This window comes from Pseudomonas sp. AMR01, assembly GCF_041946035.1.
In the GTDB taxonomy this organism is placed as follows: Bacteria; Pseudomonadota; Gammaproteobacteria; order Pseudomonadales; family Pseudomonadaceae; genus Aquipseudomonas; species Aquipseudomonas antarctica_B.
In genome coordinates this window covers 1-22,611 of record NZ_JAUTYR010000037.1, presented here as the reverse complement: position 1 = coordinate 22,611, position 22,611 = coordinate 1, and the positions used below count along the sequence as shown (strand labels likewise).

The 22,611-nt window shown below is 59.9% G+C and carries 15 protein-coding genes and 1 pseudogene; 6 read left to right on the top strand and 10 right to left on the bottom strand.

Annotated elements, in window-relative coordinates:
- Positions 1–128: 128 nt before the first annotated feature.
- Both Q7C20_RS22640 and Q7C20_RS22635 read right to left on the bottom strand, forming a co-directional pair.
- On the bottom strand, positions 129–539 hold the full coding sequence (locus Q7C20_RS22640; RefSeq protein ID WP_375070399.1) for an SRPBCC family protein: 411 nt from the start codon (positions 537–539) through the stop codon (positions 129–131).
- A 48-nt stretch (positions 540–587) separates the two neighbouring features.
- Positions 588–842 (bottom strand): annotated as a pseudogene (locus Q7C20_RS22635) (oxidoreductase); the annotation flags it as partial.
- Positions 843–924: 82 nt separating this feature from the next.
- Between Q7C20_RS22635 and Q7C20_RS22630 the strand changes: the two are divergent.
- Positions 925–3,075 carry a TonB-dependent siderophore receptor gene (locus Q7C20_RS22630; protein WP_375070375.1) on the top strand — a complete coding sequence of 717 codons (2,151 nt, stop codon included), beginning with the start codon at positions 925–927 and terminating at the stop codon, positions 3,073–3,075.
- Positions 3,076–3,138: 63 nt separating this feature from the next.
- Here the strand turns inward: Q7C20_RS22630 and Q7C20_RS22625 are convergent, their stop codons facing one another.
- The 3 genes from Q7C20_RS22625 to Q7C20_RS22615 form a co-directional block, all read right to left on the bottom strand.
- Positions 3,139–4,584: a mechanosensitive ion channel domain-containing protein gene (locus Q7C20_RS22625; protein WP_375070374.1), complete on the bottom strand. Its 1,446-nt coding sequence runs from the start codon at positions 4,582–4,584 to the stop codon at positions 3,139–3,141.
- Positions 4,585–4,764: 180 nt separating this feature from the next.
- The gene (locus Q7C20_RS22620; protein WP_375070372.1) at positions 4,765–5,631 is read right to left on the bottom strand and encodes a pirin family protein; all 867 of its coding nucleotides are present in this window, start codon (positions 5,629–5,631) and stop codon (positions 4,765–4,767) included.
- Positions 5,632–5,707: 76 nt separating this feature from the next.
- The gene (locus Q7C20_RS22615) at positions 5,708–6,913 is read right to left on the bottom strand and encodes a multidrug effflux MFS transporter (RefSeq protein ID WP_375070370.1); all 1,206 of its coding nucleotides are present in this window, start codon (positions 6,911–6,913) and stop codon (positions 5,708–5,710) included.
- Between the two features lie 100 nt (positions 6,914–7,013).
- Between Q7C20_RS22615 and Q7C20_RS22610 the strand changes: the two genes are divergently transcribed.
- The 4 genes from Q7C20_RS22610 (at position 7,014) to Q7C20_RS22595 (ending at position 16,460) form a co-directional block, all read left to right on the top strand.
- Positions 7,014–8,120: an efflux RND transporter periplasmic adaptor subunit gene (locus Q7C20_RS22610; protein WP_375070369.1), complete on the top strand. Its 1,107-nt coding sequence runs from the start codon at positions 7,014–7,016 to the stop codon at positions 8,118–8,120.
- A 2-nt stretch (positions 8,121–8,122) separates the two neighbouring features.
- Positions 8,123–11,206, top strand: coding sequence for an efflux RND transporter permease subunit (locus Q7C20_RS22605; protein WP_375070367.1), 3,084 nt, complete (start codon positions 8,123–8,125; stop codon positions 11,204–11,206).
- A gap of 140 nt (positions 11,207–11,346) precedes the next feature.
- A complete protein-coding gene (locus tag Q7C20_RS22600) occupies positions 11,347–16,095 on the top strand; it encodes an RHS repeat-associated core domain-containing protein (RefSeq protein ID WP_375070365.1) in 4,749 nt (1,582 codons plus the stop codon).
- Between the two features lie 8 nt (positions 16,096–16,103).
- Positions 16,104–16,460: a hypothetical protein gene (locus tag Q7C20_RS22595; protein ID WP_375070363.1), complete on the top strand. Its 357-nt coding sequence runs from the start codon at positions 16,104–16,106 to the stop codon at positions 16,458–16,460.
- 123 nt (positions 16,461–16,583) lie between these two features.
- On the opposite strand, the gene Q7C20_RS22590 is transcribed toward Q7C20_RS22595, so the two are convergent.
- The 5 genes from Q7C20_RS22590 to Q7C20_RS22570 form a co-directional block, all read right to left on the bottom strand.
- The gene (locus tag Q7C20_RS22590) at positions 16,584–17,813 is read right to left on the bottom strand and encodes a M20/M25/M40 family metallo-hydrolase (RefSeq protein ID WP_375070361.1); all 1,230 of its coding nucleotides are present in this window, start codon (positions 17,811–17,813) and stop codon (positions 16,584–16,586) included.
- Between the two features lie 47 nt (positions 17,814–17,860).
- On the bottom strand, positions 17,861–18,919 hold the full coding sequence (locus tag Q7C20_RS22585) for a diguanylate cyclase (RefSeq protein WP_375070359.1): 1,059 nt from the start codon (positions 18,917–18,919) through the stop codon (positions 17,861–17,863).
- Between the two features lie 77 nt (positions 18,920–18,996).
- Positions 18,997–19,629: a LysE family translocator gene (locus Q7C20_RS22580; RefSeq protein ID WP_375070356.1), complete on the bottom strand. Its 633-nt coding sequence runs from the start codon at positions 19,627–19,629 to the stop codon at positions 18,997–18,999.
- 70 nt (positions 19,630–19,699) lie between these two features.
- Positions 19,700–20,569 (bottom strand): sugar phosphate isomerase/epimerase family protein, encoded by an 870-nt coding sequence (locus Q7C20_RS22575; RefSeq protein ID WP_375070354.1) that lies wholly within the window; start codon positions 20,567–20,569, stop codon positions 19,700–19,702.
- A gap of 26 nt (positions 20,570–20,595) precedes the next feature.
- Positions 20,596–20,760 carry a rubredoxin gene (locus Q7C20_RS22570; RefSeq protein WP_348061610.1) on the bottom strand — a complete coding sequence of 55 codons (165 nt, stop codon included), beginning with the start codon at positions 20,758–20,760 and terminating at the stop codon, positions 20,596–20,598.
- 158 nt (positions 20,761–20,918) lie between these two features.
- Between Q7C20_RS22570 and Q7C20_RS22565 the strand changes: the two genes are divergently transcribed.
- Entirely contained in the window at positions 20,919–22,337 is a 1,419-nt protein-coding gene (locus Q7C20_RS22565) for a PLP-dependent aminotransferase family protein (RefSeq protein WP_375070352.1), read from the top strand.
- Positions 22,338–22,611: the final 274 nt, after the last annotated feature.

The window sequence follows — 22,611 nt, the reverse complement described above, 5'->3', positions numbered from 1 at the left end:
GCCCAAACACCACAAAACCCTGTGGGAGCTGGCTTGCCTGCGATAGCGGTAGTCCAGACAATAAACAGTTTGCCTGATACACCGCCATCGCAGGCAAGCCAGCTCCCACATTGGACTCGCTGCGGCTGTTAGAAATTAGCCCGGAGCGCCTCAAGCCCACCGCTGTATACGCCGGTAAATAACTCCTCGACCTCTGCATCCGTAGTCCCCGCTGCCGGGGTAAACACGCCGGACCAGGTCACTTTTGCCGACGACTCCGTCAACGCCTCAACCTTCAACGTGGCCAGATAAGCGCTCACCGGAAACGGCGATTGCTCGATGGAGTAGCTGTAGGTGCGTGCCACGTTTTCAAAGCTCTGCAGCCGCTCGACCACCACGCCGCCATCCGCTGTTTCCAGATGACGCACACGCCCGCCGTCGCTTGCTTCGCTCTTGACGATAAACGGCAGCCAGTCCGGCAATGAGTTAAAGCCACCGACCAATTGCCAGACCTGATCCGCCGACACCGGGATTTCAATTACTGAAGATGCTGTTGCCACAATAAATACTCCTGACAATAAAAAAGAATTCAGATAGCCATGCTGTCGGGCAGACGACAGGGATGAAGCACTGTACGCCACCAGGTTGGCGACTTCATCCACATTGGCCGCTCGCTGGATGATCGACGTAGGCCGCGCATGGCGCACAAACACATCGGCCTCGTCCCGCGCACTACGCCCGGACTTGGCCGTGGCGTCTTTGAGCATCTGCTCCAGGCCGTCGGTGAAGGTCGGCCCCGCTCCCTGACACACTGCCATCGCAGGCAAGCCTGCTCCCACATTTGATGCTGCGCCGTGATAGATCCCTTCTCCATAGCTTGTAAAACCCTGCCGATATGCCTAGCTTATGCGCCCTTCCCGCCCTGCGCTCTAAGGCCTTGCCCCCATGGTTTTGCGTTTTCGCTCGTTCCCACCTTCACGTTTCGCCCTCGGCCTGCTGCTCAGCGGTGGCATCGGCAATAGCTTCGCGGCTGAAATAGAACTGCCTGCGGTGAAGGTTCAGGGCCAGGACGAGTCCGGTTATCGCACTGACACCGCCTCGGTCGGCGGTTTCAATGAAGCCCCGCTGCTCGACACGCCGGCCTCGATCACCGTGATCAACGCGGCCATGATCAAGGACCAGCAAGCGCGCCTGCTCAGCGACGTGCTGCGCAACGACGCTTCGGTCGGCGACAGCTACGCACCCGTCGGCTACTACGAAAACTTCGTGGTGCGCGGCTTCTCACTGAACGCGGCGAGCAGCTACAAAATCAACGGGCGCACCATCACCGGCGAGCAGAACGTCGCCCTGGAAAACAAACAGCAGGTCGAAGTGCTCAAGGGCCTGGCCGGTTTGCAGAGCGGGATTTCCGAGCCCAGCGGCGTGATCAACTACGTGACCAAGCGCCCGGAGGATGTGCGCTCGGTGACGGTGTCCACCGATGATCGCGGCAGCGGCTATATCGCCACGGATGTCGGCGGCTGGTTTGGCAGCGAGCAGCAGTTCGGCGTGCGCGCCAACGTCGCCCATGAAGACCTCAATTCCTATGTGGAACACGCCAATGGCCAGCGCGACTTCCTGTCCCTGGCATTCGACTGGAACATCAGCCCGGATGCGGTGTTGCAGCTGGATGCGGAATACCAGAACAAGCAGCAGCGCTCGGTGCCGGGGTATCAGTTGTTGGGCGGCACCGAAGTGCCGCATGACCCATCGCCGAAAAAGCTGTTGGGGCATCAAAGCGGCTCGCATCAGGTTGGCATTGACTCGTTGAACTTGAACGGCAAGTTTGAGTACCGTTTCAGCGATCAGTGGAAAGGCAGTGTCAGCGCGGCGCGCAGCAAAGTGGTAATTGACGACTACAGCTCGTTCGCCTGGGGCTGTTACTACGTAGGTACCTGCAACGCCAACACCTTCAGCCCGGAAGGTGACTACGACATCTACGACTACCGCAGCCCCGATGACACGCGCCGTGACGACGAAGTGCAGGCGGCCATGACCGGGCTGTTCGACACCGCAGGGCTGGGCCATGAACTGACCTTCGGCACCAGCGCGTTTCGTCGGGTGGTCGACAAGCGCGATGCAGTGAACGACTACATCGGCAGCGGCACTATCAACGAAGACGCGCCAACATTTGCCACAACCGACAAACCGCTGAACGACAGCCATCGAAACCTCGACAGCCGCCAGTACGGGGTGTTTGTCACTGACCGTATCAGCTTCAATGAGCAGTGGCAGCCCCTCATCGGCGGGCGCGAAGTACGCCTGGATGAGCAGGCTTTTGACAAAGACGGCACTGAGACGCGCCACACCCAGCAATACGTGTTCCTGCCCCAAGCTTCGTTGATCTACAAACCCGTGGAAAACGTGTCGCTGTACACCAGTTACAGCAAGGGTTTGTCCCTGGGCGGCACCGCGCCGTGGTTCGCCGACAACTCAAGCGAAACACTGGCGCCGACCGTGTCTCGGCAAATTGAAGCCGGCGTGAAATACGACTGGCGCCGCATCAGCTTCGCCGCCGCCGTGTTCCAGACGCGTCAGGCTTATCAATACGCCAAGCCGGACGGCACTGGCGCGTTCACCTATGTGCAACAGGGCGAACAAAAAAACACCGGGCTGGAACTCTCCGCCAACGGCTGGGCGACCGAGCGCCTGCAAATTGCAACCAGCGTCGCAGCAATCCGCGCGCGCGTGACCGGCAGTGGTACGCCGGATTACGAAGGCCATCAGGCGATCAATGTGCCAACACTTCGTGCCAGTGTGTACGCCGATTACGCGCTGCCGTGGGTGAATGGTTTGGCCGTGCTGGGCGGTGTGCAATACAGCGCGAAAAAGTACGCCAATCGCACCGGCAATGTGGAGGTGGGAGACTACGCAGTGGTCAATGTCGGCAGCCGTTACACCACTAAAGTGGACGGCTATGAGACGGTGTTTCGCCTGAGCGTCGACAACCTGTTCGACAAGCGCTACTGGCGCGACACAGGCGAATACATGGGCGATGACTACCTGTTCCAGGGCGCGCCGTTGACGGCGCGCTTGAGTGCAACGGTGAATTTCTAAGGCTTACGTCGGCATCTCAGGCGCCCCGTCCGGCCACGGGGCCGAACGCCGCGACGGATCGTTTTACAACCCTCTGTCCCTCAACCACTGAATAAAGCCCTTCTTGACCGGCACCACCGGCGCATCCTGCGTCAACGCCTGCGCCGCATGCACCCTGAAATCCAGCAATGCTTTCATGGCCTCACTGATGTCATGCCGCGCATCCAGACAAGGCTTCAAATACTCCTTCTCAATGCGATACAACGTACAGAACGTCTTCGCCGTAAAGTCCGCCAATGTCGCCTGATCAGACAAAACCCCCGCCTCGCCAATCACCTCTCCCGGCCCCATCCGCCCGGCCTCGAACTTGTGACCGCCCTTGATCAACATCACCGACACCACACCGGATTCCACAATGAACAGGTGATCACTGACCTCCCCCGCCGGCAAGATCATCTCCCCGGTACGGTAAGTGTGCAGCGTCATGTTCTGGCTGAACGTCTCCTTTTCCTCCTGACGCAACGTCGAGAAAATCGACGAACGCTCCAAAAGCGCCCGAGCGCCGGACATCACCGGCGGCGTACTGCTTTCGGTCGCAGACAGCAACCCCACACCAGCCGCCTGCAAGTGCCGAAACGCCAAATCATAAAGCTGGTTGCGCACTTCGCGTTTCAGCGCCATGGCCGGCACAAACCCGCTGATTTCATAGTCCACGCCACCACTGACGGACGTCTTGAACGCCACACTCGGCGCAGGGTTGGCCAACAGTGGCCGGCACCCTTGCATCGCCCGCTCCAGCGCCTCAATCACCACTTGCGGGCGCGCATGCGGGCTGACTTGCACGTTCACCGCCAGCCCGAACATGTCCGCCGGGCGCGAAAAGTTGATGATCTTGGCCTTGGCTGCCAGGGAATTGGGAATGACCGCCATGCTGCCCTGGGAGGTCTGCAGCCGTGTGGCGCGCCAGTCGATATCAGTCACCCGGCCTTCGGTTCCATCAATCGAGATCCAGTCATCAATCTGGTACGGTTTGGTGGTGTTGAGCACGATCCCGGAAAACACGTCGCTGAGTGTGCTCTGTAACGCCAGGCCGACGATGATCGCCACGGCGCCCGAGGTGGCCAGCACACCCTTGACCGGCAGGTCGAGCACGTAAGCCATGGCGGCGATGATCGCAACCAGGAAAATCATCGCGCCCACGATATCCTGCAGCAGCCGCCCAGTGTGGCCGACCCGCTGCAGCATCAGCGTGCCGAGTAGCACCGTGAGCGTGCGCGCAGCAAACAGCCACCAGCCGATCTGCAACGCAGTGGCCGCCAGGTGCAAAGCTGTGTTGCCGACATAGGGCGCGACCTGCATGGGGTTCATGCCGTCGTTGAACAACACGGCGCTGAAAACCGCGAAAATCACCAGCCGCGCCGCGAGCTTCCAGTTCGCGAGGTCGGCGGAGATAAGGCGCCATACGGCGATGTCGATCAAGATCAGCACCATGGCGCAAAACATCGGGTGATCGGTGATAAATGAGGGCATCCAGGCGACTCCAGGGCGAATGCCCAGAAGATCGCATGAATTGAAGATGCCGGGTATAGCGCAGAGCAAAATGTGGGAGCGGGCTTGCTCGCGAATGCGGTGTATCAGTCGATACATATACTGACTGAACTACCGCCTTCGCGAGCAAGCCCGCTCCCACAGGGATATTGAGACAAGCCTTCAGAATTGCATCTGCCCAAACCGACCCGACTGAAAGTCGGCAAACGCCTGGTGGATTTCCTGCTCGGTGTTCATCACGAACGGGCCGTGGCCGACGATGGGTTCGTCGATCGGCTCGCCGCTGAGCAGCAACACCTTGGCATCGTCGCTGGCTTGCAGGGTGAGCCTGCTGCCGTCACGCTCAAACAATGCAAGCTGCCCCTGGCGCGCCACTTCTTCACCATTGATCAGCAGCGTGCCGCGCAGGATCACCAAGGCGGTATTGCGCCCGGCGTGCAGGTCGAGCGTCAGCGCTTTTGCGGCGTTCAAGCGCAGGTCCCACACGTCGATAGGCGTGAAGGTGCGCGCAGGCCCGGACACTCCGGCGAACTCTCCGGCAATCAGGCGCAGTTGCCCGGCGTCATTTGCCAGTGGCAGCACCGGAATATCGCCATCAACGATGGTCTGGTAACCGGCGTCGGCCATTTTGTCCCTGGCCGGCAGGTTGACCCACAGTTGCACCATCTCCAACGCGCCGCCGCTGCGGGCAAAGGCTTCGGAGTGGAACTCTTCGTGGAGGATGCCCTTGGCCGCCGTCATCCATTGCACGTCGCCAGGACCGATTGTGCCGCCGGCGCCCGTGGAATCGCGGTGCTCGACCTCGCCGTCGTAGACGATGCTCACCGTTTCAAAGCCGCGATGCGGGTGTTGGCCGACGCCACGACGTTGGTCGGTGGGCGTGAAGTGCGCCGGGCCGGCGTGGTCCAGCAACAGGAATGGGCTGATGTGCTTTCCCATTGCGTCGTAGGAAAACAGTGTGCGCACCGGAAAGCCGTCGCCGACCCAATGGGCGCGGGGGCTGGTGTAGATGCCGATAAGCTTTTTCATGGTGTACCTCCAGAGTGCCTACACCATAAGCCCACCTGCCGCTATGCACTAGCCGGCAAAACCAGCCCGGATTGTTCTACGTGCAGGACAGTGCTTGCACCCGTCGCTCGCGAAGCAGGTGGAACGCGACAAAGGCCGTCAGTGCAAAACACGCCTGGATGATGATCATCGGCGCGGCACTGCCATCTCGCAGATGGCTCAATAAAAGGCCGCTGCACGTTGCACCCAACATCTGCGAAAAACCCATCAGACCCGCCGCCAAACCCGCGCGGTGAGCGTTGGGCATCACACCGCCGGTGACCGAACCGGGCAACACCAGGCCGCCGCCCAGGGTGACCAGCGCCACCGGGATATCCAGGCCCCATACAGACAGCCCGAAGAGCTCGTAAATCACCAAGGCTGAAACCCCGCCAACGGCCACCATTGTCACGCCAATCGCCACAATACGCTGCGGCCCCAAGCGCATGATGTTGCGCCGGGCATAGGTGGAACCGACGATGAGCATCGACACGATCAGGCCAAAATTGATGCCGTACTCCAGGCTGCTGAACCCCAACAGGTTGATAAATACCGCCGATGAGCCGGCGATTACCGCGAACATTGCGCCGTAAGTGCAGGCCAACGCTACGGCATACGCGCGGTACTGGCGGCCCTTGAGCACATCCAGGTATTGGCCGCCAAGGGTGCGCCAGTGGCCGGCCTTGGGGTCGAGGTGGTGATTGCTTTCACGAAAGAACAACAGCGCGATGACCAGCACTACGCTGCCGATCAACAGCGCCAGCATGATCGGCGCGTGCCAGCCGAATAGCTTGATCAGCAAACCGCCGACCATCGGCGCAACAACAATCGCGTAGAGCATGCCGATCATGGTCAGCGCAAGGGCCGGCCCCGCTTCGGCTTTCCATACGTCGCGCACCACGGTGCGCGCCAGCACCAGCGCGGCGCAGGCGCCCAGGCCTTGCACTACGCGGGCGGCGATGAATTGGTGGATATCGCTGACCAGCAACATCGCCAGCGTCGCCAGCACGTACAGCACCAGGCCGCCGATCAACACCGGGCGACGTCCAATGCGGTCCGACAGCGGCCCGAACAGCAGTTGCCCGAGGCCAAATGCGGCGACAAATGCCGACAGCGCCATCAACGCCGAACCCGGTTGCGCCCCCAGCACCTGCTCGATGACGCCCAAGCCGGGGATGAGCAATTGGGTCGACACCTCACCCAGCGCCGTGAGGGCGACCAATAAAAACAGCAAGCTGCGTGAAGGTGCCGGGGCGTTTGCCATGAGGATTATCCGGGGCTGGATTAATTTATATTTCGACCATAATATGAGTAAAAAATTATGTCCATAATTTTTCGCTCGACCGTTACCCCCGGAGCCCACCATGAACCCTTTACCCCTGCGTCTTCTCACGCCCCTGACCCTGTTGATCGTCCTCAGCGGCTGTAACAAAGAGGCCAACACCACCGCCGAAGTGCCCGTGCCCCGCCCCGTCCTGGCCGCGAAAGTGGAAGCTGCCGGCACCCAGCAGAGCGCCTACACCGGCGTGGTCGCGGCCCGCACGGAAAGCGACCTGGGCTTTCGCGTCAGTGGCAAGGTCATCGAACGCAAGGTCGACCCTGGCCAGCACGTCTCCCGAGGCGACACCCTGCTGGTGCTGGACATCGGCGACTTCGAGCTGGCCCTGCGCTCGGCGAAAAACCGTGTCAACGCCGCCCAGGCACAGCTGCGCCAACGCCGCGATGACGAAAATCGCTACCAGCGCCTGGCCAGTACCGGCGCCGTGTCGCGGCAGATCTTCGACCAGTCAGCCACCAACCTGCGCGTAGCCGAAGCTGAACTGGCCTCGGCGCAATCCGACGCCAGCCAGATCGAAAACCGCCGCACCTACTCCATCCTCAAGGCCGATGGCGACGGCATCATCACGGACGTGCGCGTGGACCGCGGCCAAGTCGTCGCCGAAGGCCAGATCGTTGCGCGCCTGGCCCACGACGGCGCCCGCGAAGCGATCGTCAACCTGCCGGAAAATCAGCGCGACCAAGCCTCGCAAAAGGCTCTGGCCTTCCCCTTCGGCGCGCCGGATCAAGCCGTCACCGCCAGCCTGCGCGAACTCTCTGCCAGCGCTGACCCGACCACGCGCACCTACCGCGCGCGGTATGTATTGCACGGCGCCGTAGACCGTTTCGCCCTCGGCTCGACCATCACCGTGCGCCTGCAAGGGAACGGCCAGGCCCAGCAAACCCGCGTGCCCATCGGCGCATTGCAGGATGCGGGGCAAGGCACCGGCGTGTGGCTGATTGGCGCAGACAACAAGGTCACGTTCGCGCCGGTCAACGTCGCCAGCCTGGGCCAGGAAGACGCCCTGCTCAACAGCGGCGTGGCCCCCGGCCAAACCGTCGTCGCCCTCGGCGCGCACCTGCTGCACAGCGGCGACGCAGTACGCCTGCTGCCCGCCCAGGAACTGGCCCTCAACCGTAAACAGGACCACTGAACATGCGCGGCATCAACCTCTCCGAACTCGCGGTAAAACACCGTGCGGTCACGCTGTTCCTGATCATTGCGATCCTCGCCGCCGGGGTCTTCTCGTTCGGCAAACTGGGCCGCGCCGAAGACCCGTCGTTTACCGTCAAAGTGATGACCATCACCGCCGCCTGGCCCGGCGCAACGGCTCAGGAAATGCAGGAACAGGTGGCTGATCGCCTGGAAAAACGCCTGCAGGAACTGGACTATTACGACCGCGTGGAAACTATCGCCCAGCCGGGCTTTGTCTCGATGCGCATGACCTACAAGGAGTCCACGCGCGCCAGCGAGATCCAGGACCTGTTCTACCAGACGCGCAAAAAACTCAGCGATGAAGCCGCAAAACTGCCCAAAGGCGTGGTCGGGCCGTTCTTCAACGATGAATATTCCGACGTGTATTTCGCCCTGTATGCCCTGGAAGCCGAACACCTGCCCCATCGCCAGCAGGTACAGATGGCCGAGGATTTGCGCCAGGGTTTCCTCAACCTGCCGGGCGTGAAGAAGGTCAATATTCTGGGCGAGCAGGCGCAGCGAATCTTCGTCGAGTTTTCCTATGAGCGTTTGGCGACGCTGGGCATCAAGCCCGAGCAGATTTTTTCCGCGTTGGCCGCACAAAACGCCGTGGCACCGTCGGGGTTCGTCGAGACTGCCGGGGCCCGCGCGTATATCCGTGTCGACGGCGCCTTCGACAGCCTGGCGCTGATTGAAAACGTGCCCCTGGAAGCCAACGGTCGAGTGTTGCGCATCGCCGATGTAGCCACGGTCAGCCGAGGTTATGAAGACCCGCCCAGCTATCGCATCCGCCACCAGGGCGACCCGGCGCTGATGCTTGGCGTGATCATGGAAAAACACTGGAACGGCCTGGAACTCGACAAGAGCCTTAAGGCCCAGGAAGCCAAAATCCAGGCCGACCTGCCGCTGGGGGTGAATTTCGCCAAGGTCTCTGACCAGGCAAAAAACATCAGCCTGGCGGTGAACGAGTTCATGCTGAAATTCTTCGTCGCCCTGGCCGTGGTGATGGTCATCAGCCTGCTGGCGCTGGGTTTTCGCGTCGGGTTGGTGGTCGCCGCAGCGGTGCCACTGACCCTCTCGGTGGTGTTCGTGATCATGTTGCTGACCGGGCGCGAGTTTGACCGTATCACCCTCGGCGCGCTGATCATCTCCCTCGGTTTGTTGGTGGACGACGCCATCATCGCCATTGAAATGATGGTGGTGAAACTGGAGGAAGGCTTCGACCGGATTCACGCCGCCACGTTTGCCTGGAGCTCCACTGCCGCGCCGATGCTCACCGGCACGCTGGTCACGATCATCGGTTTTCTGCCGGTGGGGTTTGCGCGTTCGGCCGCCGGGGAATACGCCGGCAATATCTTCTGGATCGTCGGCTTTGCGCTGATCTCGTCGTGGCTGGTGGCGGTGGTCTTCACTCCGTATCTGGGCGTTAAACTGCTGCCGCACATCAAACCGGTGCCCGGCGGCCATGACGCGATTTATGCCGGGCGCTACTACCAGAAACTGCGCAGCCTGGTAGAGGCCTGCATGCGCAGGCGCTGGCTGGTGACCGGGTTGGTGGTCAGCGCTTTTTTGCTGTGCGGGCTGGGCATGGGCGTGGTGAAGAAGCAGTTCTTCCCCAACTCCGACCGTTCCGAGCTGATTCTTGAGGTGTACATGCCGCCCGGCACTGCCTTCAAAGCCACTGAAGCAGTGACGGCGCAGGTGGAAAAAGCGCTGATGCAAGAGCCACAAACCAGTGTCGTCGACACTTATGTAGGCGGCGGTGCGCCACGCTTTTTCCTCTCGCTGAACCCCGAACTGCCCGACCCGGCGTTCGCCAAGCTGATCGTGCAAACCTCTGATTCCCATGCCCGCGATGCCTTGAAGCTGCGCATGCGTGAGCGCATTGCCGCCGGTGAGTTCCCAGCGGCGCGGGTGCGCGTGACGCAACTGCTGTTTGGCCCGCCGGTGCCCTTCCCTGTGGTGTTTCGCGTGTCGGGCCCCAATCTTGACGTGCTGCGTGGTGTGTCCGAAGACGTGCGCAAAGTCGTCGCCGCGAACACGCTGACCAAAGATGCCTTCCTCGATTGGGGCGAGCGCACCAGCGGCTACCGCCTGGTCCTCGATCAGGACCGCCTGCGCCTGCTGGGCTTTACCCCCAACGAGGTCAAGTCCCAGCTCAATGCCCTGCTCAGCGGCAACCCGATCACTGAAGTGCGCGAAGGCAATCGCACCGTGTCCGTGGTCGCCCGCGCCCAGGGCAACCAGCGCGAGAACCTCGGCAACCTCAACAACATGACCCTGACCAACAGCGCCGGCACCTCGGTGCCACTGGCCCAGGTCGGGCATTTCCAGGCGGTGATGGAAGAGCCTATCCTCAAGCGCCGCAACCGCGCGACCACCGTGGAAGTGCGCGCCGACATCATCGACGGCGTGCAACCGCCTGACGTAGAAATGGCCGTGTACAAAGACCTGCAACCGCTGATCGCCAAGCTGCCCGCCGGCTATCAAGTCGACATCGGCGGCCCGGTGGAAGAAAGCGCCAAGGCCAACGTCGCGCTGGCCGCACTCTTCCCGATCATGATCCTGTTGACCCTCACCGTGATCATGTTCCAGGTGCGCTCCTTCGGCGTGATGTTCATGGTCTTCGCCACCGCGCCGCTGGGCTTGATTGGCGCGGTGCCGACCTTGCTGCTGTTCAACCAGCCATTCGGGTTCAACGCGATTCTGGGCTTGATCGGCATTGGCGGCATCCTGATGCGCAACACGCTGATCTTTACCGACCAGATTCGCCAGAACACGGAACACGGCATGGCAATTCGCGAAGCCATCATCGAAGCCACAGTGCGACGCGCAAGGCCGGTGATTTTGACCGCGTTGGCGGCGGCATTGGCGTTTATCCCGCTGACGCTGTCGGTGTTCTGGTCATCCCTGGCCTATGTGCTGATTGGCGGGGTGTTGGTGGGCACGCTGTTGACACTATTGTTCCTGCCGGCGCTGTGCAGCCTGGTGCTCGACCGCAAGAGCACGAAAGCTGCTGAAACATCCCACGCAACGTCCGGATAAGCTCTACATCCCTCCCCTGAAAACCTCTGCAAAGTCCTTCGCCTGATCACACAGTGCGAGGGATTGCAGATGGTTTTTTTCGTTAGTGCCCCGATTGTTGGGGCTGTCTCCGCCGCGTCTCCCCCTTGGAGACGTCACGCATGAGCAACACCTCCCACATTTCCCTAATCGAACACGAGCTCAATGGCTTTCATCAGAGCCTGGCGGAGTATCGCCAGCAAATGGGCGCCTGGTATTCGCGCGCACTGGACTCGGTCAGCCATACCGCGGATTTGCCCTCGCTGCTGGGGATGGAGCGGGTGTTGCGGGTGGGCGACTCACAGACCTCCGTGAGCACAACCGATCCGGACGTTTTAGGCACTGTGGTCATGTGCCAGCGGGGCGGCGAGCTGAAGATCGAAAGTAAATTTGAGTCGGTGTATGACGTGCCGATCGGCGATATTCCGGTTGAAGTGATCGGGCTGGATGACGGCAGTTCTACGGTGGTGATGCTCGATGAGCATGGCAAGGGCTCGCACCACTGTGCGGCCGGCGGGCGCTACCAAGTGCGGGTGCAAGGCGGTGTTTCCGAAGAACAAGTGGACGCGCTGTTTGCCTCCTACGTCGGACTGACGGCGGACCTGGAGCAGTGGCTGCGCGAGCAATGGAAAGAATTCAAACCGTATTGGCAACAGTCGACCGCCAGCGCAATCGGCAGCGGTGTACTGGCGGGCAGTTGGGCGGCGATCAAGGAAGTGTGGGACAGCCTCAAGCTGGTGCAGGCGATTCTGGAAGACCCGTTGAAGTTCGGCGAGCAACTGGGTGATCAGGCGGCCAAGTTGGCGCAATTGGCTACGGACACGCCGAAGGTCATGGAACAGGCCATGCTGCTCGCCAGTGATGAGGCGGCGCTGTACCTGATGGTGCGTACGGCGATGCTCTGGCTGGACGCGCTTCCACCGAGCCAGACCGCCGAAATGGCCGCTGGGTTTGTGGTGTCGTTGCTGATTGATCTGGTGATTGGCGCGGTGCTGACCATCGCGTTGCCGGCGGCGGGCGTGGCTTATCTGGGGTTGCGGCTGGTCAAGTACGGTAAGCAGATTCTGGATGCTGCAGTGGGCTTTGTCCGGAGCCTGCTCGGGATTTTGACGAAGTTCATGCAGGCGGTGGATCGCTACAAGGCAGTGGCGGTTCGCGGCGTGGTGGGCGGGTTGAAGCAAGGCACGATGCAGATGCGCTGGCGGGCGCGGCAGAACGCGGTGCTTAAGCAGAAAGAGCATGTGGATGATGTTCCCTTGTCGGGGAAAAACCCTGCGGGCGACGCAGCAGCCTCGGCTGATAAAACCGCTACCAACGGTTGCCCGGTGTCGATGGTGACCGGGGAGGAACTGCTGACACTGACCGACGGCACGCTGGATGGGATTTTGCCGTTTGAGTGGACGCGGTTATATCGCACCAGTGCGGTGGAGGTGGATTGCGGGTTGGGGTTTGGCTGGAGTCATTCGCTGGCTCAGCAGCTAGCCGTCGTGGGTGATTCGGTGGTTTGGACGGACCACGAGAATCGGATTACCGAGTTTCCGTTGCCCACGGTCTCGCGGCCTGCGATCACCAACAGTCTCGCTGAAGCTGCGATTTATTTGGGTTCGTTGCCTGATGAGTTGGTGCTGGCTCAGGGCTCGCGGTTCTATCACTTTCGCGATGGTTCGCTGACAGCTATCAGTGATGCTTATGACAACCGGCTGCGGATTTTTCGGGACCTGTTGGGACGGGTTGAGCGGCTCGATAACGGAGTGGGCCGCTCGCTGCTCTTGCGCTATGAGCATAGCCACATTGTTGCGGTGGACTATCAGGTTCATCGGGCAGAAGGGCCTGGTCCATTTGTTTGGGTCACTGAGCAGAACGTTGTTTCCTACAGCTATGACGATGCTGGACGACTGGCTTCGGCGACCAATGCCGTAGGCGAAAGTGAGGTTTATCGGTACGACGAGCAGCACGTCATTCTTGAACGCCAGTTGGCCGGTGGGGCGAGCTTCTTTTGGGAGTGGGAACGCTCTGGAAAGGCGGCACGGTGTGTTCGGCACTGGGCCAGCTTTTCGCAGATGGATACGCGGTATGCCTGGGATGATGACGGTCGGGTCACGGTTCACAACGCCGACGGCAGCCAGGAAGTGTACGTGCACGATCAGCGTGCGCGGCTGGTGCAGCGTATTGATCCTGATGGCGCGCAGCACCTCAAATCCTATGACGACAAAGGCCGACTGACGGTTGAGCAGGATCCGCTGGGGGCGGTGACGGCGTATCAGTACGACGAAGCCGGACGCTTGGTGGCGTTGTTTCCCGGTGAGGACGAGCCGACGTCCTACGAGCATGACAACGGTTTCGTACGGGTTGTGCGGCGTGGGGAGGCAGTCTGGAAGTACGAGCGCAATGATCAGGGCGATGTCACGCGTAAGACCGATCCTTCCGGCAGCGTTACCGACTACAGCTACAACAAACACGGGCGACTGACTGGGGTTTGGTATCCCGACAACAGTTGTCATCGGCTGGTGTGGAATGAGCGTGGACAGCTGGTTGAAGAGCAGCTGTCCAATGGTGGAGTTAAGCGTTATCGCTATGACGACATAGGGCGTCAGGTCGCACGCGAGGATGAATTTGGCGCCCTGACGCAATTCCAGCTGGACAATGTTGGTCGGCTGATTCGCGTGGTTCTGCCGGGCGGCACTACGCGGGAATATAGCTACAACCCCTACGGAAAAATCACTGCTGAACGTGATGAGCTGGGGCACGTCACCCGTTACGAATACGGCGACGGGCTGCACCTCATCAGCCGCCGCATCAATGCCGACGGCAGCCAGGTTAAGTATCGCTACGACAACGCGCGGTTGTTGCTGACCGAGATCGAGAACGAGGTCGGCGAGACCTATGCGTTGCAATACCATCCCAACGGCCTGATCCAGCAAGAGGTTGGCTTTGACGGCCAGCGCACCGCCTACATCTACGACCTCAATGGCAACCTGCAGGAAAAGACCGAACACGGCGACGACGGCAGTCAGCTAATTACCCGCTACACGCGAGACCACGCCGGGCGCCTTGTACGAAAAACCCTTCCCGATGGCAAAATCGTCGACTACACCTACGACCGCCAAGGCAATCTCCTCGGCGTCAACGACGGCCATTGGGCGCTGGCCTACGAATACGATCAGCAAAACCGCCTCACCGCAGAACACCAAGGCTGGGGCACATTGCGCTATGGCTACGACGCCTGCGGACATCTGAAAAACCTGCGCCTGCCGGACAACAACCGCATCACCTTCAATCATGAAAAAGGCGGCCATCTCGCCACCGTCGAGTTGAACGGCGCCCCCCTCACCTCCCATTTATTCAAAGCAGGCCGCGAACGCCAGCGCCAACAAGGCCAACTGATCAGCCACTACGGGTACGACGAACAAAACCGCCTGCACGCCCACGTAGTCACTCAGCAAAAACATGACCTCTACCAACGCCACTACGACTACGACAAAACCGGCAACCTCAGCCGCATCCTCGACACCCGCAAAGGCGAACACCATTACCAGTACGACCCCCTCGCCCGCCTGACCCGAGCCGATCACTCGCAAGACGAGCGGGAACGCTTCGGCCACGACCCGGCGGGCAACCTGCTGATGCAAGACCGCCCCGGCCCAGACATCGTCGCCGGCAATCGGTTGATGATTCAGGGCGATCATCAGTACGACTACGACGCCTTCGGCAACCTGATCCGCGAACGGCGTGGGCGCGAACACCGGTTAGTCACCGAATACCGCTACGACTGCCAGCATCGGTTGATTGGCATTACCCAACCAGACGGGCAAACCGCCAGTTACAGGTATGACCCGTTCGGTCGGCGCATCAGCAAAACCGTTGACGACATAACGACCGAGTTCTTCTGGCAAGGCGACAAGCTGATCGCCGAACACCACGCGGATCGCCACCGCAGCTATATCTACGAACCAGACAGTTTCCGCCCATTGGTGCTGCTGGAAGGCTTTGGCCCAAAAGCCACCAAGCCCTACCACTACCAACTCGACCATCTCGGCACCCCGCAGGAACTCACTGATCCCAACGGCGAAATCGTCTGGTCTGCGCATTACAAGGCCTACGGCAAAATCAGCCGATTGGACGTAGGCAAAATCAACAACCCGCTGCGCTTCCAGGGCCAATACTTCGATACGGAAAGCGGCCTGCACTACAACCGCCATCGCTACTACAATCCGGATATTGGTCGTTACCTGACGCCAGACCCGGTGAAGCTGGCGGGTGGGATCAATGCGTACCAGTACGTGCCCAATCCTACGGGGTGGGTGGATCCGTTAGGATTGAGCCCCTCCTGTCCCGGTGGAAGTGAATGCAAGCCAGACAGTCCCTCCCAACCGCCAACAGCTGGAGTTAATCACGGAGAGCCGTCTTTACCACGCCTGTCCCGTGAAGAGCGACAGACGAGAATTGATCAGCTTGCAGAGGCTAGAGCGTACCGACTACTGGATGAGCTAGAAAAAGCTACACCCGGCGCGCACTTCTTGGAAAAACACGGGGCTCAGACAACACTGGAATCTCAGTTAGAAAGGCTACAAACGGCAAAAAACCCAACAACAGGAATTGTTGAAGTCTATTCATCAGGACCCAATATAGGTCAGCCTAAATACCCACCCGCTGCGACTCGATACCTTAGCCACAGGGACCAATTAAATTCGATATATAGAGCGCAGCTCATTTTCAAAGGAAGCGGCCATGCTGCATCATTAAAACCAATGGACATGGGTAAAATAATTGGCGACGGCTATGTAAGAGAAGGAAGTACATATGGAAAAAACCGTAATGCACGAGTAATACTAGACCAACATGGCAGGCCTAAAACTGCCTATACAGAATGAGGGGAAAAATGAAAAACAAGCCAAGCATTTCAATAATCCGCGGATTACTATTCACCTATGACATTGAAAACACTGATGACGTAGAAAGAGAAGCACTTATCTCATCAATAAATGTGAATAACGAAAAAGAGCTTTCAGAGCTATTTGACAAGCTGACACAGCCTGAGTTTTTGTCATATACAAAAGCTGAACAGGAGTGGTTTATTGATTCAATAGAATACTATCTATCCGTAAACGACAATTTCGACGCAGTATTCAAAACAATGGCAACATACTTCAGCACACCTATAAATAATCAAAAAAACTTTATGCTGACGTTCCTGGGCTGCCTAAAAAAATACAGCAAACTAAATGAATCGGAATAATGACAAGCAACCAAAAACACCTCCGTACCCTCCCCCGCGTGGGCGGGCGGGCACACTCGCTCACCACAAAAAAACCAGCTTGAAAGGCGTGCTCACCCAAAGCGAATGAGCCGCCCACTCAAATCACCGCTTCGACAGCTCCACAATCATCCGACTCAACAAATAAACCCGCGGCACCACGCTCTCCACCTCCGCATACTCCTCCGGCGTGTGAATATTCCCACCGACAATCCCAAACCCATCCAACGTAGGCGTCCCTACCCCGGCCGACAAACTCGCATCGGCTGCCCCGCCACTGCCTTCAATCGTCAACGTGCGCCCCAACTCCCCATAAATCCCCTGGGCAATCGCCACCAACTTGTCCGACTCCGGCGTCTGCGGCATTGGCGGCAGGCCGCGCAGCAAGGTAGTCTTCACCTCGGTTTCCGGGATTAGCTTGTTCGCCGAAACACGGGCCAAGTCCTTCTCGATCCGATCAAACTCCTCCGGCAACGCTGCGCGTACATCGGCCTTGGCCGTGGCCTGATCGGGGATGACGTTGGTTCGGTCACCGGCCTTGATCACTGTGAAGTTGATGGTGGTTTTCTTCTCTTCATCACCCAACTTGCCCAGTTGCAAAATCTGGTGGGCCGCTTCCATTGCCGCGTTCCGCCCCAGTTCCGGCGCAACGCCTGCGTGGGCGGCTTTGCCTTTGACTTCTACCACCGCTGTGGCGCTGCCTTTGCGCCAGACCACTAACCCATCGGCGGGGCGGCCGGGTTCGAGGTTGAGGGTGACGTCATGGCCCTTGGCCGTTTTGCGAATCAGCTCGGAAGCCGCCGGGGAGCCGGTTTCCTCGCTGGCGTCGAGCAGGAAGGTGATTTGCGCATAATCCTTGAAGCCCTGGTTTTTCAGGACTTTGAGCGCGTAGATGCCGGCAACGATGCCGCCCTTGTCATCCATCACGCCGGGGCCGTAGGCGCGGCCGTCCTTGATGTGGAACGGGCGTTCGGCGGCCGAGCCTTCCTTGAACACGGTGTCCATGTGGGCCATCAGCAGGATCTTGGCTTTGCCGGTGCCCTTGAGGGTAGCGATCACGTGGCTGCTGTTGGCGGCTTTGTCCGGCACCAGTTCAATCGAGAAGCCGAGTTGTTTCAGCTCGTCCACGGCGATGTCGCGCACTTGGGTCAGGCCCGGCTCGTAGCCGGAGCCGGAGTCGATATTCACCAGGCGTTCCAGCAGTTTCAGGGCCTCGGCCTTGTACTGTTCGGCATCCGCCTGGATTTGTTTGTGGGGTTCGGCGCTGTAGGCCGGCACGGCGAAGGACAAGGCCAGGGTCGCGGCCAGAAGCGTACGGGAGAAGGTGAAGAGCATGAACCGATCCTTGTTTAGGTTGGAAGGTGCTGCGACACCCTACCCCACTAAACCGACCGCAACCAACTGCCGTGCACTGAACTCACGCGGTTGCGCCCGCTGCTCTTGGCTTCATACAAGGCTTGGTCGGCGTCGTTGAGCCAACGGGTGGAATCGGGATGCGACGGTTGATACGGCGCCAGGCCAATACTCAAGCTGGCGCGCAAGGTCGGGTCCTGGGCGTAGGCCAGCGCGTTGAAGCGATCGCGCAGGGCATCCATCACTTCGGTGGCGCGGTTGAGGGGCATGTCCGGCAGGATCACGCAGAATTCATCGCCGCCGTAACGTCCGGCGAGGTCGGTGACGCGAAGGTTTTGACGCAGCACTTTGCTCAATTGGCGCAGGACGATATCGCCGGTGACGTGGCCGTAGGTGTCGTTGATGATCTTGAAGTGGTCGATGTCGATCAGTGCGATGGCCGCGCCAGCCCCGCTGCGGCGGCAACGTTGAAACTCGATCTCGAGGTGGTCTTTCCAGGCGCCGTGGTTAAGCAGGCCGGACAAGCTGTCAGTGCGGCTCAGGGCCAGCAATTCGCGTTTATGTCGGGCCAGGGTCACGGCTTGGCGGTAGCAAACCCAGCCCAGCGCCAGGGGATAGAGCATCAGAATGGGCAGGCAGGCATACAGCTGGGTCTGGGTGGTGACCGCAATAAACGCGGGCGCAAATATCAACAGCGACGCGCCGATACCCAAGGCCTGTGCTACCCAACCGGCATACATGAACCTCGGCCCGCCGATGGCGACGTTGTTCATGGTCATCATCGACAGCGTGGTCACGCTGGGCAGCGGATTGAAGTGCATGGCGCCGACCCAGAAGCCGCCGCAAAACGAATCAAACAACAGGTTACGCCGCTCGCTGCGCAGGGTACTGGCGCCACGCAGGGAAAATTGATAAGCCAGATGCGGCCAGACGAAGGCGTTGATCAGCATCCAGGCCCACACCCAAAACGGCGGATGCAGCGGGTACATGCCAAACACCACACACACAAAGCCGAGCGTGAGCCCCAAGGCGCGCGATTTATACAACCGTGAAGCGAGCGGAAGTCCATTTCCTCCGGCGGTTGACATGGTGGCGTGTAATCCTGGATGAATGCCTGGAGTCTATCAGGGGAACGGCAAATAGCCACCATCCCTCATAACACCGCTCAGTGCGAAAAACCCCGCGCCAGCATTACGGCTACACCCAGCAACAACACGGCTGTGATTCGCTGCAACATCACCCGGCGCTTTGGGTCTTCCAGTACGTGCTTGATGCGCTGGCCGAAATAGCAGTACAGGCAACCACTGGCAAATTGCAGCGTCAGAAATGTCAGCCCGAGGATGGCGATATCTGCCGCTGAACTGTGCTCCCCTGAGCCTGCGAACTGCGGGAACACGGCGCTGAACATAATGATGGTCTTGGGGTTGGAAAACCCGGTCAGCAGGCCCTTGCCGAACAGGCTGCGCGAGCCTTCAACGGCAGCGGCCTTGCCGAGCGAAACGCCGCTGCTGGTCCACTGCTTGTAGGCCAGGTAAAGAATGTAGGCGACGCCGACAAACTGGATGGTCTGGGTAATCGCGATGTTGCCTTTGATCAGCTCCGAAAAGCCCACGGCAAAAATCAGGATCGAAATCAGGTACGACACACTGGCGCCAATTTGCGCCGGGATCGAGCTGCGCAGGCCGTCCTTCAAACCCAGGCTCAACAGCAGCAGGGTCATGGGGCCGGGACTGAAGGTCATGGTGGCGCAAAACAACAGAAAATAGAGAAACGAAGACAGCGTTAACGCAGTTGTCATGGTCCGGGACCTTGGGTCGATAGAAACAATAGCAACGGGGCGGACATAAAAGCGCCCGCCCCATGGCCCATCAGGCAACCGCGATTTCGGTCGTCAGGGATTCTCGGTACATCAGCGCCAGGTCAGCCAGGGCGGCCTTGGCGGTCTGGTTGCGGGTTTCGAACGCCACCAGGCCTTTCCAATTGGTTTCGACAATGGCCTGCACCACATCGGCGTAGTCACAATTGCCATCGTGAATACCGAAGTGCTGGTCTTGCACGCCATTGTTGTTGCTGAAAGAAATACCCTTGATCAGGTGGTGATACTTGCGCACCACTTCGGCGGGCAGCCCATTCTCGATATTGGCGTGGCCCGCATCGAGGAAGAAGTACACATTGCTGTGTTCCTGCAGGCGCTCGAACACAAAGGCGTATTCCGCTTCATGGGTAAAGATGTAGTGGAATGGCCGGTAGTTGACGTAGTTGGACAGGTTTTCCAGGTAGATATCGGTGCCCCGGGCTTCGGCATAGCGCGCCAGTTCCTGAACCGACTTGAGGTAGTGCTCCAGGGCGACCTTCTTGGCCATCAAGACCATTTTCGGCTCGACGATGCAGCCCCCGTGGATGATCAAAGGCGCGCCCAGACGGCTGGCAATGTCGATTTCTTTCTTCACGTAGTCCACGGCTGCCGCCCGGAACGCCTCGACGTCGCTGCCCAGCGGTGCTTTAAAGTTACCGTGGAAAATCGGCTTCACGCCGGTCGCCGCGATCTGCGCCTGCACATCGGCGATGCGCTCATCGGTCCAGTCGTCGACCATTTCGCCAAACAGGCTGCCGTCGATGTACCAGTGGGTGCACTCACCTTCGATGGCGGTTTGCAGGCCTTTTTCGGCGCCGAGGTATTTCTGGTGGGCTACGCCGGTACAAAACGGCACGGTAGAGTTGATCAGTTTACTTTCCATGGGGCGATTCCTTTCGTTAATGGAGCTTAAAGTTCGATGGCCATGAAATCGGCCTTGGTCACGCCGCAGTCCGGGCATGTCCAGTCGTGCGGCACCTCTTCCCAAGGGGTGCCGGCCGGGATTCCGTCTTCAGGAATGCCCAATTCTTCTACGTACATAAAGCCGCAGGGTGCGCACATATAAGTCTTCATGAGAATGCAAAATCCATTGCTCGCTTGTAGGAAATTTCGCCAATTCCTGGCGAGATGGCGCGCAGTCTAGGGGAGCGGCATTGCACAAGGCAGGTAAAGTGAGGCCTAATCCCGCCTAACTTCACCGGTAAAAATACCGGCAAAGAAAGGGAAGGTTTATGTTTGTATCCGCCATCGCGTTTGTGGAAGGCACGCCCAAGGTCCAGCAAATTGTCGAGGCGTTCAGCCAGGCCATCGAAAATGGCGAATGGGCACCCGGCAGCAAGTTGCCGTCGGTGCGTGAATTGACCCAAACCTTGAGCGTCAGCAAGTTCACCCTTAATGAGGCGCTGGACCGCCTGCGCGGGCGCAACCTGCTGACTTCCAGCCAGGGCCGCGGCTACTTTGTGGCCATGGACACCGCGCGCCCCGCCTCGGTGGCCTGGGTAGATTTGCTGCCCCAGGACCTGCTCAGCGTACTGCGCCGCCCGCTGGTGGCCGCCGGCGGCGAGCTGCGCCCCGGCGGCGGCCATTTGCCGGAAGAATGGCTGAACGCTGAGGCCATCCGCCAAGCCATGCGAAGCGTGGTGCGCGCACCGTCATTGCGGATTGCCGGGCTGGGCACGCCCGCCGGGCTGCTGCCGCTGCGCCAGGCCCTGCAACAGAAGCTGCACGCCGAAGGCCTGTCGGTGCCGGTGGAGCAAATCATCACCACGCCCAACACCGTGCAGGGTCTGGACATGCTGATGCGCCTGCTCGCCCGCCCCGGCGACACGGTGCTGCTGGACGCGCCGTGCTATTTCAACTTTCACGCCAACCTGGCGTTGCATGGGGTCAAGGTGGTGACCATCCAGCGCCGCCCCGACGGCTTCGACTTCACCGCCCTCGAACACCTGCTGGCCGAGCACCGCCCCAGCCTCTACCTGACCACCAGCGTGTTGCATAACCCCACCGGCCACTCATTCAGCCCCAGCCAGGCGTTTCGCCTGCTGCAACTGACTCAGCACTACCACTGCCATATCGTCGAGGATGACCTCTACGGCGACCTGCACCCCAACCCGCCGCCGCGCCTGGCCGCCCTCGCCGGGCTGGATCAGGTCACCTACCTGTCGGGCTTCTCGAAAATCCTCAGCGCCAATACTCGCGTCAGCTACGTGGTGGCCGCGCCACAGCTGGCGGCCAACCTGACCAATATGAAGCTGATGAGCGGCGGCGTGACCTCGGAGCTGTTCGAGCAGATTGTCTACCGCATGCTCAGCGAAGGCAGTTACGCCAAGCACCGCAAGCGCATGGTGCAGCGTCTGATGGAGTCCGGCGGGCGCGTCGAGCAATGGCTCAAACGTTGCGGCTGCGAGCTGCCGATGGCCTATGAGGGCGGAATGTTTATCTGGGCGCGCCTGCCGCCCGGAGTGAACGGCGAGCTGCTGGCTCAGGAAGCGCTGAAACGCAGCATGGTATTGGCCCCCGGTGCGCTGTTCGGCTACGACCCGGCGCACCGCGACTCGATGCGGTTCAACGTGGCCCACACGGATGAGCCACGGGCGCAGCGGGTGTTTGAAGCACTGTTGCTCAAGGCTGTGCGCTTGGGCGACAGGTAAAAAACACCAGCGACCGGGGCGATGCTTGGGTTTTAGTGTGCATACCCGTTATTTGGGTGGTGACTTGGATAGCATCTACTGGTTTTGCCTGATGTACCGAGGTGTCTGCATCGCAGCGGCGCGACGATTCGACAAGCCAGCTCCCACAGAAGAGCTGATCTGTGTGTGAAGGTATGGAAATCTCACTCGGTCAGAAATGTGGGAGCGGGCTTGCTCGCGAATGCGGTGGGTCAGTTGATGAATTTGGTGGCTGATACACCGCATTCGCGAGCAA